The sequence below is a fragment of the Blautia faecis genome (genome assembly GCF_027662325.1).
Taxonomy (GTDB): domain Bacteria; phylum Bacillota; class Clostridia; order Lachnospirales; family Lachnospiraceae; genus Blautia_A; species Blautia_A faecis.
This window is the reverse complement of sequence record NZ_JAQDKY010000010.1, coordinates 41,505-60,023: the sequence shown is the minus strand read 5'-3', so window position 1 is coordinate 60,023 and position 18,519 is coordinate 41,505. Positions and strand designations below refer to the sequence as shown.

Annotated in this window: 17 protein-coding genes; all 17 read right to left on the bottom strand. The window is 43.9% G+C overall.

The features are described 5' to 3' along the window. Positions 1-4,071: an FtsX-like permease family protein gene (locus PGQ38_RS07040; protein WP_204452885.1), complete on the bottom strand. Its 4,071-nt coding sequence runs from the start codon at positions 4,069-4,071 to the stop codon at positions 1-3. Between the two features lie 7 nt (positions 4,072-4,078). Beyond that, complete coding sequence (locus PGQ38_RS07035; protein WP_118583251.1) at positions 4,079-4,795, bottom strand: ABC transporter ATP-binding protein; 717 nt, start codon at positions 4,793-4,795, stop codon at positions 4,079-4,081. Positions 4,796-5,048: 253 nt separating this feature from the next. Next, a complete protein-coding gene (locus tag PGQ38_RS07030) occupies positions 5,049-6,020 on the bottom strand; it encodes a hypothetical protein (RefSeq protein ID WP_204452886.1) in 972 nt (323 codons plus the stop codon). Positions 6,021-6,161: 141 nt separating this feature from the next. Continuing rightward, positions 6,162-6,383 carry a CotH kinase family protein gene (locus tag PGQ38_RS07025; RefSeq protein WP_330673727.1) on the bottom strand — a complete coding sequence of 74 codons (222 nt, stop codon included), beginning with the start codon at positions 6,381-6,383 and terminating at the stop codon, positions 6,162-6,164. Between the two features lie 213 nt (positions 6,384-6,596). Then, positions 6,597-8,279, bottom strand: a complete 1,683-nt coding sequence (locus PGQ38_RS07020) for a bifunctional diguanylate cyclase/phosphodiesterase (protein ID WP_270414022.1) — start codon at positions 8,277-8,279, stop codon at positions 6,597-6,599. A 66-nt stretch (positions 8,280-8,345) separates the two neighbouring features. Further along, the gene (locus PGQ38_RS20505; protein WP_416386742.1) at positions 8,346-8,486 is read right to left on the bottom strand and encodes a hypothetical protein; all 141 of its coding nucleotides are present in this window, start codon (positions 8,484-8,486) and stop codon (positions 8,346-8,348) included. Between the two features lie 113 nt (positions 8,487-8,599). Beyond that, a complete protein-coding gene (locus tag PGQ38_RS07015) occupies positions 8,600-9,904 on the bottom strand; it encodes an O-acetylhomoserine aminocarboxypropyltransferase/cysteine synthase family protein (RefSeq protein WP_118583257.1) in 1,305 nt (434 codons plus the stop codon). A 173-nt stretch (positions 9,905-10,077) separates the two neighbouring features. After that, positions 10,078-10,677, bottom strand: coding sequence for a pyridoxal 5'-phosphate synthase glutaminase subunit PdxT (gene pdxT, locus PGQ38_RS07010; protein WP_204452890.1), 600 nt, complete (start codon positions 10,675-10,677; stop codon positions 10,078-10,080). A 1-nt stretch (position 10,678) separates the two neighbouring features. Continuing rightward, positions 10,679-11,554: a pyridoxal 5'-phosphate synthase lyase subunit PdxS gene (gene pdxS, locus PGQ38_RS07005; RefSeq protein WP_173735228.1), complete on the bottom strand. Its 876-nt coding sequence runs from the start codon at positions 11,552-11,554 to the stop codon at positions 10,679-10,681. Between the two features lie 536 nt (positions 11,555-12,090). Further along, a complete protein-coding gene (locus tag PGQ38_RS07000; RefSeq protein WP_118583262.1) occupies positions 12,091-12,279 on the bottom strand; it encodes an alpha/beta-type small acid-soluble spore protein in 189 nt (62 codons plus the stop codon). 207 nt (positions 12,280-12,486) lie between these two features. After that, positions 12,487-12,672, bottom strand: coding sequence for a PspC domain-containing protein (locus PGQ38_RS06995; protein ID WP_021924744.1), 186 nt, complete (start codon positions 12,670-12,672; stop codon positions 12,487-12,489). Between the two features lie 95 nt (positions 12,673-12,767). Beyond that, positions 12,768-13,634, bottom strand: a complete 867-nt coding sequence (locus tag PGQ38_RS06990) for a DUF4097 family beta strand repeat-containing protein (protein ID WP_204452892.1) — start codon at positions 13,632-13,634, stop codon at positions 12,768-12,770. Then, positions 13,631-14,356, bottom strand: a complete 726-nt coding sequence (locus PGQ38_RS06985) for a DUF1700 domain-containing protein (RefSeq protein ID WP_204452894.1) — start codon at positions 14,354-14,356, stop codon at positions 13,631-13,633. The genes PGQ38_RS06990 and PGQ38_RS06985 overlap by 4 nt, the downstream gene beginning before the upstream one ends. 5 nt (positions 14,357-14,361) lie before the next feature. Further along, positions 14,362-14,715, bottom strand: a complete 354-nt coding sequence (locus PGQ38_RS06980) for a PadR family transcriptional regulator (protein WP_173716380.1) — start codon at positions 14,713-14,715, stop codon at positions 14,362-14,364. A 337-nt stretch (positions 14,716-15,052) separates the two neighbouring features. Beyond that, on the bottom strand, positions 15,053-15,565 hold the full coding sequence (locus tag PGQ38_RS06975; RefSeq protein WP_173769585.1) for an HD domain-containing protein: 513 nt from the start codon (positions 15,563-15,565) through the stop codon (positions 15,053-15,055). Further along, complete coding sequence (locus PGQ38_RS06970) at positions 15,562-16,674, bottom strand: RluA family pseudouridine synthase (RefSeq protein WP_270431131.1); 1,113 nt, start codon at positions 16,672-16,674, stop codon at positions 15,562-15,564. Before PGQ38_RS06970 ends, PGQ38_RS06975 begins: the two co-directional genes overlap by 4 nt. Positions 16,675-16,967: 293 nt before the next feature. After that, complete coding sequence (locus PGQ38_RS06965) at positions 16,968-18,461, bottom strand: hypothetical protein (protein ID WP_204452895.1); 1,494 nt, start codon at positions 18,459-18,461, stop codon at positions 16,968-16,970. Positions 18,462-18,519: the final 58 nt, after the last annotated feature.

Sequence of the window (18,519 nt, the reverse complement as noted above, 5' to 3'; positions counted from 1 at the left end):
TTATTCCACACTCTTTAAGGATTCCACCATATCAATGGTTTTCAGCTTAAAATGCATCACCCCATTCACCACAATGGAAAATATGCTTGTCAGAATTCCACTGTATAAAAAGCTCAACGGCTTAATATTACGTCCAAACATAACTGCATCCACCTCAACCGTAGTAATCACATACCTGTGAATGAGAATTCCAAACACTGCTCCAAACATAATTCCAAGCACTGTCAGGATCACGTTTTCCCGAAGCACATACTGAGAGACCTCTCCGTCATAGAAGCCAAGCACCTTCAAAGTTGCCAGTTCCCTCTGTCTTTCTGTTATATTGATATTATTCAGATTATACAATACCACAAAAGCCAGCATTCCTGCGGAAACGATCAGCACCAGGATCACCGCATCCAGAGTGCTCAGCATACGGTCAACCTGTGATGCCAGACTACTGGTATAACTGATGCTGAGAGCACCAGGATTAGCAAGGATCCGGCTTCCTGCCATTTCCAGATCATCCTTGCAGTCTTCCTGCATAGTAAACACAATGTTCTCATACTCCGGCTTTTCCCCGAACGTCTGCTCATAAACCCTGGGCGTCATATAAAGGTAATGGCTCATATAATTCTCTGTGATCACAGCCACCCTCACCTTATATTCCTTATCTCCCTTTTTTAGGGGAATCATATCTCCCACCTTTAATCCCAGCAGGGATGCTGTTTTCTCGGAAATAGCAGCACCTTCGTCGGTAAGCTCATATGTTTCCCCGGTAATACGGTTCTTTAAGGTTACATCCTTTGCAAACTCACTCAGGCTCTCTGGCACAAACAGATAAATACTGACGCTGGAGCTGCCTTTCGGAGCACTGATCTTCGTCATCTGTACCCGATTGCAATGGGCGATTTGCTCATTTTCCTTCATATATTCAAACAGCTCTGCATGTTCTTCCTCTGTAGCATCGCTGTCCTCAATCACCATTCCGTCATAATGCTGAAGCTCCCGGTACTGAATAGCGGCAATATCACTGATGGAATCCTGAATCCCAAAGCCAACCAGCATCAGTCCCATGCTTCCTGCAATTCCAAAGACCGTCATGATCAGGCGCTTCTTGTAACGGAAAAGATTTCGAATTGTGGACTTCCAGGAAAAGCTTAAATGCTTCCATATAAATGTGAGCCGCTCCAGCAATACCCGCTTGCCCTCTTTCGGAGCCGGTGGGCGCATAAGAGAGGCCGGTGTCTCCTGCAGCTCCTTTCCACTTGCAAAAAGAGTCGCTCCAACTGTACATACAACAGAGGCTGCGGAAGCGATCAGTGCGAAGCCAGGCTGATAATCAATGGAAATGGTATTTGCCACATTGTGATACATAATTCCATAAGCAGTTATAATAATGTATGGAATAATTTTCTCTCCGATCAGCATTCCCAGCACACTGCCAAGAAGAGTTGCAAAAAATGCATAACAGATGTATTTTGCTGCAATAGCAGACTTCTTATATCCCAATGCCTTCAAGGTACCGATCTGGGTTCGCTGCTCCTCCACCATACGAGTCATAGTGGTAAGACTGATCAATGCCGCTACCAGGAAAAAGATGACCGGGAAAACCTGACCGATGTTTCGAAGACGGTCTGCATTATCACCGTAATCCGTATATTCCGGAAGAGCCTCCCTATCTGTGACCATCCACTCCGGCATTTCCAGATCTTCCAGCTCCTTTTTCGCATCATCCAGCTTTTGCTGATTCTCGGCAATCTCATCCTCAGCATCTTTTTTTGCGTCTTCGTACTCTTTCTTTCCATCTGCAAGGTCTTTCTCACCTTTTTTCAAGTCTTTAGCCGCATCCTGAAGCTTTTTCTCATTGTCTGTAATCTCTTTTTCACCGTCTGCAAGCTTCTTCTCATTGTCTGCGATTTCTTTCTCACCATCGGCAAGTTTTGCCTCATTTTCTGCAATCTCCTGCTCACCGGAAGTAAGCTTTGCCTCATTTTCCGCAATTTGCCGGGCACCGGAATTATACTGTTCCAGACCGGAAGCATACTGCGCTTCGTTGTCATTCAGCTTTGCCACATTGGCATCCAGTTCCGCCTGTCCTGCTGCCAGGGTCTCTGCATTGGAATCAATTTCTTTCTGGGCTTTATTCAGTTTTTTCTTTGCTGCCTTTAACTGCTTCTGACCTTTTTCCAGTTCCTGTTCCCCTGCCTCTATCTCAGCTTTCGAAGCAGCAAGAGTATTCTCCTGTTCCTGAATCTGAATCCATCCGGCGTCAATCTCTGCCTGACCTGCTGTTATCTGTTCCCATCCAGCATTCAGCTCGCTTTCTTTCTGAGAAAGCTGGGAAAGTCCATCCTCGACTGCTGCAAGCCCGCTTTCCAACTCACTTCTGGTCGCTGCAAGCTGCTGCCGCTGACTCTCAATCTGCGCTTCACTTGCCTGAATCTGCTGGCTTACCGCCGCCTCCTGTTCTTCCAGTGCAGACACCTGAGCTGCCAGAATATCTATTTCCTCCTGGGAAGCATCCGGATTTTCCAGTGCTGCGTTGTAACTTGCGCGTACTATCTCAAGCTGACTCTGCAGCTCCGTCAGCTGAGCTTTTGCACTTTCCAAAGCACTTATTCCATCCTGAAGCTGTGCTTCTCCTGCTGATACCTGGGAAAGTCCATCTGTAATCTGCTGCTTCTGGGCATTTAACTGGGTTCTGGTACTTTCGATCTGCTGCTGTCCGGCAGTGATCTCCGCTTTTGACTGATCCAGTTCACTTTGCTTTGTTGTCAAAGTCTGCTTTGCGGCTTCTAACTGCTGTTCGCCTGCCTCAAGCTGGGCTTTTCCATCTGCAAGTTTCGCTTTATTTTCATCTAAAGTCTTCTGATTTTCCTCTAATTCTGCCAGACCACTGGTTACCTGCTTCTGCGCAGAATCAAGCTGAGCCTGTCCGTCAGCAAGCTGGGCTTTTGCAGCACTTACCTGACTCCATCCATCATCCAGCTGGCTTCTGGCCGTGTCGAGCTGGCTTTTGCTGGAGGAAAGCTGATTCTTGGCAGATTCCAGCTGACTTTTTCCATCAGCAAGCTGCGCTTTCGCATCTTCTAACTGTTTTTTCCCATCAGCAAGCTCTGTCTTCGCATCTTCCAGCTGTTTTTTTCCATCGGCAAGCTCTGTTTTTGCGTCTTCTAACTGGGATTTTCCATCTTCATACTCTTTCCTGCCGTCTTCTAAATCCTTTTCACCTTTATCCAGCTCTTCTTTTGCGTCAGCAAGCTTTTCATCTGCCTCTTTTTTCCCATCGTCCAGCTTCTTCTGGGCATCATTGATTTCCTCCTGTGCATCCGCCTTCACAGCTGCAAGGCGGATCTGACAGCGATCATCTGCTATGTTTTCAACACGGTCTTTGATCTTGGCGATCAGATTCTCATAACCGTCTGTATAACTTGTAAGACCCTTTGCCCCATGAACGGTCACATAAATCTGCGTATAAATTTTCTGGTCAAAATCTTCTGGAAGCACATATCCAAATCCATTGACTTCACCAGTTCCAAGGGTAGTATTTCCTCTATTAAAGGAAATATAAAGAGGACTTCTTCCAGTTCCCACTACCGTATATTCTGTGATCACAAGAAGGGTGGAATCTCCATCTTCACGTAAAGCAACCTTATCTCCTACCTTATATTCATTGGAAGAAGCAAATGTGCTATCCAGAAAAATCTCTCCACTTTTTTCCGGAAGGCGTCCCTCCTGCACATCCAGTTTATTCACTGTGTCATTTATGGATTCAATGTGAAGAACCTTCTGCTTCTGGTCTTCCCCACACATCACATCGGTAGACCAGGCACCTTCTGCGGACTCGATGCCATCTATACTTTCTATGGAAGAAACATCATCAGATGTCAGGCCCATTGTGCCCACAACCTTGATATCCATCAGGCTGCTTTCGTCATAATAGGCATCTCCGGAATAGCGCATATCCGGCGAGGAAGCCTGAATACCGGAAAAGAAGGCCACTCCAAGAGCCACGATCAGAAGAATGGAGATAAACCTGGATTTGCTTTTTCGGATCTCCATCCAGAATTCTTTTCTTAATGCTTTCATCTCTCACCTACCACTCAATTTCTTCTACCGGGGTTGGGTGGGCATTCAAAGTCATCTGTGCCACCTTGCCGTTTTTTATTTTAATCACGCGATCTGCCATAGGCGTCAATGCAGAGTTATGAGTGATAACCACTACTGTCATCCCCTTCTGGCGGCACATATCCTGTAAAAGCTTGAGAATCGCCTTACCAGTCTGGTAATCCAGAGCGCCTGTTGGCTCATCGCAAAGGAGCATCTTCGGATTCTTGGCAAGAGCTCTTGCAATGGAAACTCTCTGCTGTTCACCGCCTGATAACTGGGCAGGAAAATTTCCAAGTCTGTCTTTCAGCCCCACCTCTTCCAAAACAGTTTTCGGATCCATGGGGTTCTTACAGATCTGTCCTGCCAGTTCTACGTTTTCCAAGGCTGTCAGATTGGGAACCAGATTATAAAACTGAAAAACAAATCCAATATCGTCCCTGCGGTAGCTGGTGAGCTGGCGGTTATTGTATTTCGCTATATTCCTTCCATCTACCCAGATCTGACCGCTGGTGGCAGTATCCATTCCGCCCAGAATATTCAGAACCGTAGTCTTGCCAGCACCACTGGGCCCTACGATCACGGCAAACTCGCCTTTAGCTATGTTAAAGCTGATCTCATCTACTGCGATTATTTTTACTTCTTTCGTTCCATAAATCTTAGAAACCTTTTCAAGGTGAATATAGTTTTCTGTGGTACCCTGCAATTTATCACACTCCTGTTTTTCAAATATATTTTAATTTTAGTATAGCATTGCAGGTTTTTTTGTTCAATCAGAGAAAGTATGAAATTTCTATAAAGATAACTATACGTTACTGGTCACGGAGTAAACAGTAACAACTATACCAATCGCGTAGGATATGAATTCAAGTGTGCAGTTATAAAAATTATAGTTATTTCAAAAACAGCCTCTGACTTTCCCAGTAAAAAAGTCAGAGGCTGTTTTTCTTTCCTGCTCATCAATTGCAGAATATATAATTACAATCTGCATATCCGTATTTCATAAGGCGTGGAGAATATACATACCAGTATTTATCTGAACTGGAATCAATTACTACCACAGTATCACCGGTATTCAGTTCACCAATCTCATTTGCCGCATCATATCCCATAGCGGATCGAAGAGCCAGATATCCGGTAGGCACTTTTACATACAAGGTAGCATATGCATTTCCACCCACCAGATAATCTTTGTTTACAAATCCATTGGTATCATATTTCGGGGAATACACATACCAGTACTGGGAATCACTTGTGTCCAGAAGCTGTACGGTATCGCCGGAATATAATTCCCCGATTTCATTGGAAGCATCATATGCCTTCATATTGCGAAGTGCCAGATAGCCCTTGGCTACACTGACCGTTCTTACTTCGCCAAAATAGCTGGAATCTGTACCCAGTCCCTCTTCTCTGTACAGGTACTCCTGATTCACATATCCATAGCCGTCCAGTTTCGGGGAATACACATACCAGTACTGAGAATTGCTGCTGTCGGAAACCCAGACGGTATCTCCTGGATAGAGCTCACCGATTTCATTAGATGCATCATATTCCGGTGCATTACGAAGAGCCAGATATCCGGTGGAAACGCTTACGGTCCACATTGTATCATAGGAAGATACGGAAGATGTCACAGAATCCAGATAATCATTATTCACATATCCGAAATCGTCATACTTAGGAGAGTATACATACCAGTAACCAGTGGCGCCAGTGTAATCCATTACCTCCACCAGATCACCACTGTAAAGTTCTCCGATCTCATTACCACTATTATAGGATGTATCTGTCCGAAGAGCCAGATATCCAGTAACAACATTCACACGATAAGTATTACAGGAAGCCTCTGCCTCCTGCGTAGTTCCGGGAACTGAAAACGCAAGGGCTGCAGCTGCAAGAACAGGTATGCAAATCTTCTTCATTTTCGTCATAGAAAAATCCCCCTTCATATAGTCGTTGCTGTCCACCCCATGACCAGCAACATACAATTTTCTGAAAAAACACTTTTTTCATGTATTTATATATGAAAATTATAACGGATTAACCATGGCTTTTCAACTCCGTTTTTCTTATTATACACCACCTGACTCTGTTTTTTGTAATGCTTCATTTCCATCTTCTGTGCCATAATTGCGCAGCATAAAACTGTCCTCTACAGCTTCTTTCATATTGGTAGCGTCTGCATAATTATTATTCAGGATCAGCTTATCTAAACCATAGCAGGTCTGCCCTTCAATGTAATGATCAAATTCCAGTTTAAAGCTATACCGATCTGTATCGGGGTCACTTGCAATAGACGAAAGACTAGTACATCGCTTCGTAAATAACTATACCAATCACGTAGGATGTGGATTCGAGTGTGCAGGTATAAAAACGTAGGCGTAGCGGGCTACGCCGAGGCTTTTATACCTGTGCAATCGGATTCACAGACAAGTGAGTGGTATAGTTATTTCGAAAACGATGTACTAGTATTTCCCTTAGAGCGTATAAAAAAGCGCTTATCAGAATTATTTTTTCAGACAACCGTAGCTGCCTGTCTTATCTTTTCCATTGAAATATTTCTTTGAAAATTCCTCCGCCGGACAGGGTCGGGAATAATAGTATCCCTGAAGCAATTCCGGCTTATAAGTCTGGACAACGGAAAGGATTTCCTTATTCTCCACCCCTTCCACACAAACCTTTATTCTGGTCTGCTTACTCAGATTCATAATATATTCCAGAATCGCCTGATCCATCTCATCATCCTGAATGGAACGGACAAAAGTATGATCGATCTTGATCCACTGTGGTTTCAGCTTGCGAAGCAATGCAATGGAAGAGTACTCCGTGCCGAAATCATCCAGTGCCATATTGATCCCCATATTTTTAAAATATTCAAAATCATCCCGAAGGCCGTTGGGATCCGATACCTTACAGCTCTCTGTAAGCTCCAGGATCAGCTGCTTCTCCGGTGTGCCGGATTTTTCCACGATCCGTGTCACCATTTCTCTGAAGCCTTCCTGAAGTATCTGGATATAAGAAACATTCACGGAAATTACAAAATCAGGATTCTCCATGCGCCACAGTGCCGCCTGGGCAAGTGCCTTATTCAAAAGCCACTCTCCCACCTGTCGGATGGTTCCGTCTTCCTCCAGGATCGGAATAAATTCCATTGGGGAAACCAGGGTTCCATCCGGCAGATAAAAACGCATCAGAGTCTCAGCACCATAAACATCCTGAGTCTCTCCGTTCACCAGAGGCTGATATACCAGCGCAAACCCTCTGCAATTATTGGCAACAGACTCACGGAGCACTTCCTGCAGTCGGAATTTCTCCACCGTTTTTCTGTGCATTTGTCCGGAAAACTGCGCAATGCTGCCACGTCCCACTTTCTTTGCCTGCTCAAGGGCGTATTCCACATTTGCATGCAAAGTCTCGAAATCCTCTGCATCCTGTGGAAAAAAGGCCACTCCGCAGGAAATTGTCAACTGGATCTCCAGATTCATCTCCCTGGGGACTTCCACTGAAAACTTCTGCATTTCCTTGTAGATCCGGTCAAGTGCATTCTCGGATTTCTCAGTGGTAATACAATAGAATTTACCTCCTGGTCCTCGATAAGAAATAACGCCCTCCAGGCTCTGACATTTCTGTCCCAGACGCTGCAGAACCTCATCTCCTACCAGATACCCAAGAATATCATTGATTCTCTGAAGTCTGTCCACATCAAAAAGAAGAACAGCACCTTCCATTCCATGACTGATAAATGCCGGAAGCTGCTTCTTCAGCTCATGAAACGTATATAAACCAGTGGGCTGGTCAAACTTGGCATTCACACCAAGATTCATCATCGTGCCAACAAAAAGGCCAAGGCTTCCATCCGCATTCCGCTCCACAATTCCCTGGCACCTTACCCATACATATTTCCCATATTTATTTAAAGCCCGGTATTCACAATTATGCCGGTTGCTTTTCCCCTCAAAAATACGGCCGATATCCTCCAGAAAAATATGCTGGTCTGCAGGATGAATATGCTGTACCCATTCCTTCGCCGTATTCTCTATAAATTCTCCTGGCAGATTGAAGTAATCCACACTTGGCTTAGACCATCTGGAAAAATCGCGTTCCAGGTCTGCTATATAAATGTACATATTATCTGAAGTCTGAGACAGAGCATCAAATATATGGCTGTCAAGATTAGAGATATCTATCACACAAAATCACTGCCTTCCCTTTTCCCCTAATACGTCAATATTTTACCATATTTTGCACAATTCTGTCTACGGATTTTGACAATTCTGCACATAAAATGTTAATAAAGTATAAAAAGAAGAATAAATAATACAAACATTTTTATGATAATCTGTAATCATTCCGCAGGCGCCAGAGCCTGTCTGAAAAATCATTCCCGCAATCTGCACGCCCCACTTTGCAATATATTTTGCCGAATTCGACTGTTGTAGCCTAAAAAAGGTACCATATCTCCCATTTCAGGAAATACAGTACCTTTTACAGAAATGAATTTATTTTTTAATTACTTTACTGCCTCGAATGCTGCGTCCAGAGCCGCGATCAGGTCTTCCACTTTCTCAATACCGATGGAAAGACGGATTGTGTTTGGTTTGATGCCCTGGTCAAGAAGCTCTTCCTCTGTGCACTGGCTGTGTGTGGTTGTTGCAGGATGGATCACAAGGGATTTTACATCTGCAACATTTGCAAGCAATGAGAAGATTGCAAGGTTATCAATAAACTTCTGAGCGGTCTGTGCATCACCCTTGATCTCAAATGTAAAGATGGAACCGCCGCCGTTTGGAAGGTATTTCTTATAAAGATAATGACTTGGCTCACTCTCCAGTGATGGATGATGAACAGCTTCTACCTGTGGATGTTTAGACAGGTAATCTACGATTTTCAGGGCGTTGCTTACGTGACGCTCCACTCTTAAGGAAAGAGTTTCCAGTCCCTGTAAGAACAAAAATGCATGGAATGGAGAAAGGGTAGCTCCTGTATCACGAAGGATGATTGCACGAATATAAGTTACAAATGCTGCCGGAGCGGTTGCCTCTGCAAAGGAAATTCCATGATAGCTTGGGTTCGGCTCAGAAATCCACGGGAATTTGCCGGATGCTTTCCAGTCGAAGTTGCCGCTGTCTACGATCACGCCACCGATTGCAGTTCCATGGCCTCCGATAAATTTGGTTGCGGAATGAACGACGATATCTGCACCATACTCAATCGGGCGAACTAGGTAAGGAGTTGCAAATGTAGAATCAACTACAAGAGGAATGTTATGTTTGTGCGCAATTTTTGCAACTTCTTCAATATCAATCAGGTTGGAGTTCGGATTTCCAAGGGTCTCAATAAAGATTGCTTTTGTGTTTTCCTGGATTGCAGCTTCGAAAGAGCCTTCTGCATCCGGATCTACAAATGTTGCGGTGATACCGCTGGTCTGCGGAAGAGTATGTGCCAGAAGGTTGTATGTTCCGCCGTAGATGGTCTTGGAAGCTACAATGTGCTCACCTGTTTTTGCAAGTGCCTGGAATGTATAATTGATAGCTGCTGCACCGGAAGCAACTGCAAGCGCTGCAACTCCGCCTTCAAGAGCAGCAATTCTCTGCTCGAAAACATCCTCTGTAGGGTTGGTAAGTCTTCCATAAATATTTCCGGCATCGCGAAGTCCGAAACGGTCAGCTGCATGCTGTGAGTTATGGAATACATAAGATGTAGAAGCGTAGATTGGAACAGCTCTTGCATCTGTTACTGGATCTGCTTTCTCCTGTCCAATGTGTAACTGTTTTGTTTCAAATCCCCAGTTTTTAGAATCTCTGATATCTGCCATTTTTCTTTCCTCCGTATGTTTACTATTTTTCATCATTTTTCGTTAATGTTAGTTTTGTTATTGTTTTTGATGTTTTTCTTTGCTGTTGCTTTGTTTTTGTTGATGAATGCATAGTAACATACTGGGGATTATCTGTCTAATATGTAAAAATAATATCTGGTTATAGGTTCATTCTATAACCAGGTGTTTGGGGAATTTTTCTTTGCATATTTCTTTACACTATTCAGAAACGCCTCATGTATCCTGTCATCCTCATCCAGTTCCGGATGAAATGCCAGTCCATACTGCTCTTTATACTTTACAGCTACAATATTTCCATCCACCTCAGCCAGTACTTCTGCGCCTTCTCCGCATTTCTCAATATAAGGGGCACGAATGAATGTCATGGGAACCTGACCGATTCCTTTCATTTCCCTGATGGTGTGAAAACTGCCAAGCTGTCTGCCGTAGGCATTTCTTTTTACTGTCACAGGCATGGTTTCGAAATACACATGCCCGTCATTAGAGAGGTGGTCAGCCAGAAGGATCACCCCCGCACAAGTGGCAAGCACCGGCATTCCAGCCTGGATTTTCTCTTTCAAAGGCTCAAACATTTCCAGCTCCCGAAGGAGTTTTCCCTGTACCGTACTCTCACCGCCTGGCAAAACCAGTCCGTCAAAGTCTCCATCCAGGTCTTCTTTTTTCCGCAGCTCCACGCACCGGGCACCCAGTTTTTCCAGTTTGCTCTTATGTTCTGCAAAAGCTCCCTGCACAGCAAGGATTCCGATTTTCATCTTATTTGCCCCTCTCTGCCATCAGAAGCTGGATTTCCTGCTCATTGATTCCGACCATAGCTTCACCAAGGTCTTCGGAAAGCTCTGCAAGCATTTTGGAATCCTGATAGTTGGTGACCGCTTTTACAATCGCTGCGGCACGCTTCTTTGGATCACCGGATTTGAAAATACCAGAGCCCACAAACACACCTTCTGCGCCAAGCTGCATCATAAGGGCCGCATCTGCAGGAGTCGCAACACCGCCTGCTGCAAAGTTTACCACCGGAAGTCTTCCGTTTTTGTGTACATACTCAACCAGCTCATATGGCACACGCAGGTTCTTTGCTTCTTCAAAAAGCTCATCCTCACGCATAGAAACCACTTTCCCGATTTCGCTGTTCATCATGCGCATGTGGCGCACCGCCTGTACCACATCGCCGGTTCCCGGTTCGCCTTTTGTACGAATCATGGAAGCACCTTCTGCGATTCGCCTTAAAGCTTCCCCTAAATCTTTGGCTCCGCATACAAATGGCACTTTAAACTGACGCTTGTCAATATGGTAAACATCATCTGCCGGGGAAAGCACCTCGCTCTCATCAATATAATCAATCTCAATTGCTTCCAGAATCTGCGCTTCTACAAAATGTCCGATACGACATTTCGCCATAACCGGAATGGAGACTGCCTCCTGGATTCCTTTGATCATTTTTGGGTCGCTCATCCTGGAAACACCACCTGCTGCACGAATATCTGCCGGAATCCTCTCCAGCGCCATAACCGCACAGGCACCTGCCTCCTCTGCGATTTTTGCCTGTTCCGGAGTGGTAACGTCCATGATCACTCCACCTTTTAACATCTGTGCAAGCTGTTTATTTAATGCATATCTTTCCTGGCTCATTTTGATTTCCTCCTGTATGTATTGTGCAGAAAAATTGTGGGGCACTGTTTTAACAGATTTCCATTTCTTCAACTGCCTTTTATTTGTCTGAAAGCATACAGGAATACTGTACCGTTATAAATATCCAATTTTTATATATTTTAAAAGGACAGTTTGAATATTTTCTCTCAAACTGTCCTGCAGGACTTTTATAAACATACTTAACTTTTTATATGGTAACCTGGAACAAAATTGACTTCCCATCTTTACTGCTGACTTTAATTTTTCCTCCATAGGCTTCGGCTGCTGCCTGGGCAATGGAAAGTCCGATTCCACTGCCACATCCCAGACAGCGTCACTTAAATAATTCCATCAGCTGAAATTCTTTGTTATTCAGGCGAAGGGTTACGCCTTCTGCGGACAGTTCAAAACGGTTTCAGTCCAGAATGGTGTTCCCAAGTCTTAAAAGACTTTCTGTGCATTTTCCCGCCCCTCCTAGATCCTGTTTGAAATACGCTCTAACCTGATAACAGGTTGCAGGGGCAAATAATATACTATTATTTTTTCGGTTTCTTTCGCGCCATTATGCCACCGATCCGGCCCGTTTCTTTGGCGGAGAGGCTTTTCCAGCCCCCTTCTAAGACTTTATCCAGAATGCCAAGTTCCTGAGCAATTTCATATTTTGTCTGTTCTTCAGGGGTAAGATTTCCGGATTTGTAAGCTTCTACTTCTTTGTCTTTGTTCATATGTCTATGCTCCTTTTTACAGTGTTTGGATGTATATAGGGAGTATGGACAAAATATAATACATTTATTCAAAGTGGATGCAATTTGACATGGCATATTCCACGCGAACCGTCGCAATATTCTGCCAAGCTGACTGTCAACTACAACTAAGCAGCTCGGCCCCCCGCAGCTAAGTTTTCGCAGGCAGTGGATCTTGTGCAATTCTTCTTATGCTTTCGGAATAATAATCGCTGCAATAATATATGCCCAGATTCCTGCGCCGCCGAAGCAGGTCAGGATTACCCAGGCCAGGCGGACCAGGGTTGGGTCAATATCGAAATACTCGGCAATTCCGCCGCACACACCACACAGCATACAGTTTACGGTTGATTTGTATAAACGCTTATTGCTCATAATTGATTCCTCCGATCTGACATTTCTGTCTTATTTTTTTATTTATTACATAACTTTACACCAGAGCGTGTCTGAAAAAAGCGTTCTGCAAGATTTTATTTTTCCCCAGTAAACTCCACATCAATCTCGCCCATTCCGCATTCCAGCACCATATCTTTTTGGGCACCTTCATTGGAAATGGTTTTCTCAATGCCAAGTCCACTGTACTCAGAATTCTCCAGATCAATCTCACCCATGCCACAGGAAAGATCGTAATTATAGTCCTTCTCTTTTCCAGTTACCACCATGTCAATTTCACCAGCACCGCAGTCCGCATTCAGTTTCTGAACATCAATCTGATCAATGTCGATGGTTCCGGCGCCAACCTGAAGATCACAATTCGCTGCTGTGATATTTCCATAACCGCAAAATTCTCCGGCACCAACTTCCACCGAAAGCTCCTGTACTTTTAAATCGCACTCCAGATCAATGGTTCCCATGTCAACACCCAGGCTTACCGTATCAAATTCTTTCACTGAAGGAACACTGACTTTTATCTGTTTCTTCTTTTTTACATTGCCACTGCGGGTATCTGTAATCGTGATTTTCCCGGAAGTTTCCTTAACGACCACATCGTTCTTCGCATCATTTGCCACATTTACCCGAATCTTGTCACCATCGTACTTCTGGATAAGAAGCTCATCATACTTCAAACTGATTTCCAGATCACTGGCAAAATCCATATCCACAGTATTTTCATCTAAATCATCCCAATCTATGTCAGAAGAATGATATTGGACGTTTCCCCAATGGATCAAACCAGCCAGCGGATAATCATTATCCTGAAGCAGCTGTCCAGCCTGATCAAACACATTTCCGCCCGTTTCCACTGCTGCTACAGAAATTCCACCGATACATAAACCAATTCCTGCCACTGCGAAAGCACCTGCTGCAATCAGCATTCCCTTTGTTCCTTTTTTCATGCCTGCTCCTCCTTCTTATTCCGATACACGATTTTCTGGAAAAAGTCTGTCACCTTGCGAAGGATCCATGGGAAAATTGTGGAGCCCAGCCATCCTGTTAAAATGCAGAACAGAATTCCTGATGCAAACAAAAGACAGCCGATTCCCATTACCAGTAGTCCCACAGCAGTATTGGTAACCAAAGTTCCAACTCCCACACTCATGCAGGCGCAAGCTGCTACGATAAATGAGAACGCCACAACTCCGGATACAAAAATCGCCAAAAATGGAAACAAGATCACCACCAGTAAAATACTGAATACGCCACTGGCTGCTGTAATGATAAATGGGGAAAGAAATACCAGGGCAATTAGGATCAGGATAAATCTGCTGTTGCTTCCCTTCTCTTTCGGGCGATATCCCCTGTGGGTACGATCTGTTTTTCCTGCATGTTTCCCATCTCTTTGGCGAATCTCCGGCATATAAGAAGCCTTGTTTTCCCGCAAGTCCTCATATCCATTCTCTGTATACTGTGCATATTCCTCATTGCTTTCGTCAAGGTCTGCCTTTATTATGGCAGCCACTTTTCCGGGGCTTCCAAGCTCTCTGATCACGGAAGCCTCATTCTCAGGACCGGCTTCGTCAAAATAACTGTTGTAGTAAGCCAGCGCCTCCTGCTTTTCTGCTTCCGAAATATCAGACAGCAGCCTTTCTAGCTGTTTCATAAACTGCGCTCTGTCCATACCTGTTAATTCTCCTCCCTCATGTGGCCGCTGTCCGCATTTCTGCCAGCGTCCTCAAACATACTGCCTATCTTGGTGGAATAATTCTTCCACTCGATCTTGTACAAATTCAGCTGTGCCTGCCCTTTCTCCGTCAGTTTATAATATCTGCGATTTCGTCCGGCATATGCCTGATCGTAGACTTCCAGGCAGTCATCCTTCTGCAGGCGGCGCAGCACTGGATAAAGCGTGGATTCTGAAATATCCAGAACTCCGCGTACATCCTGGGTGATCTTGTATCCGTAAGTACCTTCCGGCTCCTTGGACACAACCGCCAGGACAATAGCGTCCAGAAGTGCAGCTCCTGTGTTAAAGACCATCTGATCACTCCAATCATATTATATAATTCATCAATATTATTTAATTAACAATACTATATGATATATAATATAGTTTTGTCAATACCATTTTTGAAAACAAATTTATATATTTCTATCATTTACACAAAAAAGGCGCAGCCAATGCCACGCCAATATTTCAACATATTTTCTTTCACTTCAAATAACTGATCAATTTCTCCGTCACAGGTGAAAGCCTTTTTTATCCTTCACTACAAGCCCAATTTTCCGGAAACAGGCGGTTCCATAGATTGAATTTCCAGGTTTAATATTGCAGAAATTAACCACTCTTTTTTCTTTTTCAACGCCTTCTATTGCTTTACCTGGCAGGCAATTTATAGATACTTGTGAGTAATTTTTTGCCTGTATTGGTCTCAAATACGCGCTCTCTGGCTGTTTCAACAGCATTCTCAGACATTTCACTTTCATCTGCATTTACAAGAAAATCAGCTTCCAGAAGAATGCGGTAATCCAGTCCGTCTACGTTTGTATAGGTGTGGTGATGGCTAACCAGATAGTTGATTCTCTCTTTCATTTCATCATCAATTTCCACATCCTTGAGGAAATTTTCTACCAGCTCAGGACTTTCTTTTTCCTGGTTGGAGCCGTTTGTATTACCATATTTTACGCGGCATACAGGGCAGGCAATGTCGTGGATCACGGCTGCGATTTCCAGAATTTCCTGCTTTCTTTCGGTTAAATTTTCCATCTCGCCAATCATTCTGGCATATGTATATACCTTCAGGAAATGGGCAATATCATGCTTGTTTCCATCGGAATATGCGATCATTTTTGCGATAACATTATTTATGGTTTGCTGTGTTTCTGTCATGTTTTTTCCTCCTCGTTTGCATTCAAAAAGCGGCAGAAATCATCTGGAAGGGGAGCTTCCAGAGTGATTATTTCATCTGTAAATGGGTGACAAAAAGTCAGCTTCCAGGCATGTAGCGCAGCTCTTTTGAAGCAGTCATTCCTATTATTTATTCTGCCTTTCGTATTGTTTTTTTCTTTGCTGTTACTCATGTTCAAACATGTTCCAGGATTGTACATCGTATCTCCCAGAAGAGGGTGACCTATCCCTGACATGTGAACCCGGATCTGATGGGTTCGTCCGGTTTCCAGCTGAAGCTCAACAAGAGTCACATTGCCGAAACTTTTTATGTTCTTATAATACGTAACTGCATTCCTGCTTCCTGGCAACAGTCCATCTGGAGAAATTGTCATTTTCATGGGATTTTCCGGATCCGGGGCAAGTGGTATAGCAATTTCTTTCCAGAATACAGAATCATTTGCTTCTGATAAATCTCCTTCTGCAAGCGCCAGATATTTCTTCTGCAGCTTTCCTTCTTCCCTCTGCTTCTGCAATCTGGCTGCCGCCACCTGGTTTCTGGCAAAAAGTAAAATCCCGGAGGTCTCTTTATCCAGACGTCCAATGGACCGAATGCGTGTTGTCTCATTTTTTTCACGAAAATAGGCTGCAAGCAGGTTAGAAATGCTGTCCTGATAATGGCTTCCGGATGGGTGCGTCACCATACCAGCCGGCTTGTTTACTACAAGTAAATCCTGGTCTTCATAAAGGATCTGAAGTTTCTGGGGTTTTAATCCGTCTTCCAGCTCTTGTCTTTCGAAATCCAATAATTGTTTTTTTCCTCGTTCTATGAAACTACTTGTATCTGGACACACCAGTTGCTTTGAATCAATCCCTTTCGCTTCCAGACATACCTGAAGCCGATCACCAGGCACTGCTATTTCCGTTACACGGCACTGTTTTCCATTTTTAAGGATACCTCCCGGCCTGAACTTTGCCTGACTGATCTGCCTCTTTGTAAGCCCTGCCTCAGCCCGCAAAACCTCTCCTACTTTTCCAGACTCTGTGATCCTTATCTCAAGATATCTTTCCATATCTGCATCCTTGATAGCTCCTGCCCATATCTTTGTCAAAATGAAATCTCCGCTGCTCAAAACACGAAGCTTGTTTAGCTTTATCACATAGTTTATCACAAAATGAAAGCTTATGAAATCCCCTATGATCTTAAAACAGTAAATAATAAACAAGCCGAAATACACATAGGTATTCGGCTTGCAAAATTTGTCATATATTTTTCAGGAAATTCTTTTTGTCCACGTCCCAGAGCGTGTTTGAAAAAGGCTTTCTGCAATCTGCACACTCGAATCCCCATCCTACGCGATTGGTATAGTTATTTACGAAACGATGTACTAGTTTTACCTGCTTATCAGTATTCCATCAGCCTTCCTGCCTCATCAATATAGAACACGTCATCCGGTCCTATATAATAGCTGTCGGAACCATCAAAGTACATTACATTTCCTTCCCCATCATACCAGTAATAAGTATCTCCCGGATCACTTTCCTCTACATAATCTTCATCAGGAATGTAGTCTCCGTATCCTTCACCATCGTCAGCTGTCTGGGCTTCGTAGGCGATAGAATCGGACTCTCGTAAAAAAGCTGCACCTGCATAAATATTTCCATATCCGGAAATCACAGGACTGAGCATCAGATCGCCATCTCCATCCAAAGTAACATCTGCCACATAGATTCCGCTGTCATTGACCAATTTCAGGGCAGTTGTGCCAAGTGTGGTAAAAGTACCGCTGTCAAAAAAATATCCCCCTGTTTTATCACTATTCAGGCTGTTGTAGATTTCCCAGGTTCCTTCTCCATAAAGCCGGATATTCATGGCATTTAAATCTCCATACTGGTACCAGCTGTCAAAATAAGAGATAAACATTTCCAGGCTCTCTCCTTCGGCACTTGGATCATAATCTTCCCCTTGAGTGAAAGTGGTTTCTGTATTTTCAACGCCCTCAATCTCCGTCAGCTCCAGAGAAGAAATGGCATCCCGGTATTCCTCCTCCATCTCCTCAGCAAAATCCGCTGAAACTCTGTAAGCATAAGCAAAGGTATTGGTATCCGTCTGGAAATACAGCATTTTCCATTTGCAGGTATCTTCATTTGCTCCGGTGGTAAATTCCAGTTCATATGCCGGATAAGTGAATTTCTCTGTATATTCCTGGTTCTGTACTGCTGTGAAATCCTTTATTTCCGATTCACTTACAAAGCCTGCAAACTGTTCCATATATTCCTCCGGGGTACCGGTGAATTCATTGTCATTTAAAGCACTGCAGTTGACGATCACCGTCATACAGTCCTCTGTCATATCGGAATAGAAATACCCTCCTTCCCAACTGGAATTGTTATAAAGAGGGCGCAGTCCTGTATAGCGTTTATTTGACATGAGGACATAGCTTTTCTTTTCCACGCTGTCTTCGTTTTCAGTCTGCCCTTCCGAATTCTCTTCTGCCTGATCTTCCTCTGTTCTGGTAAAAACCGCAGCTCCGTCATTTCCCATATGAAGAGTATCCGCGGAGTCCAGATAAAATCCCTCCAGCCACATGCCCATGCGATTGTACATGTCATATCTGCCATTTCCGTCGTTGTATTCATCCACATATTCCAGATATCCCTGAACATCATCGCCTTCTCCGGTGTGATATACAAACAATCCGTCTGCACTTAAGGTAAGAGTTTCATCAGCCTGTGCATCTTCATTTTTCCATACACCGGAAAGTGCTGCATAGTCAGCTCCGTCCTCTACCTGAAGCGTATCCTCGTTTTCTGCCATTACGCTGTAAATACCAGCTGTGGGAACAACTGCTGCACATAAAATAAACGCGATGACCGCTGTAACTATTTTTCTCTTCATACCATTTTCCTCCTGTCGAAATATGTTGTACCTTTACTATACGTTTTCTCTGACAAAA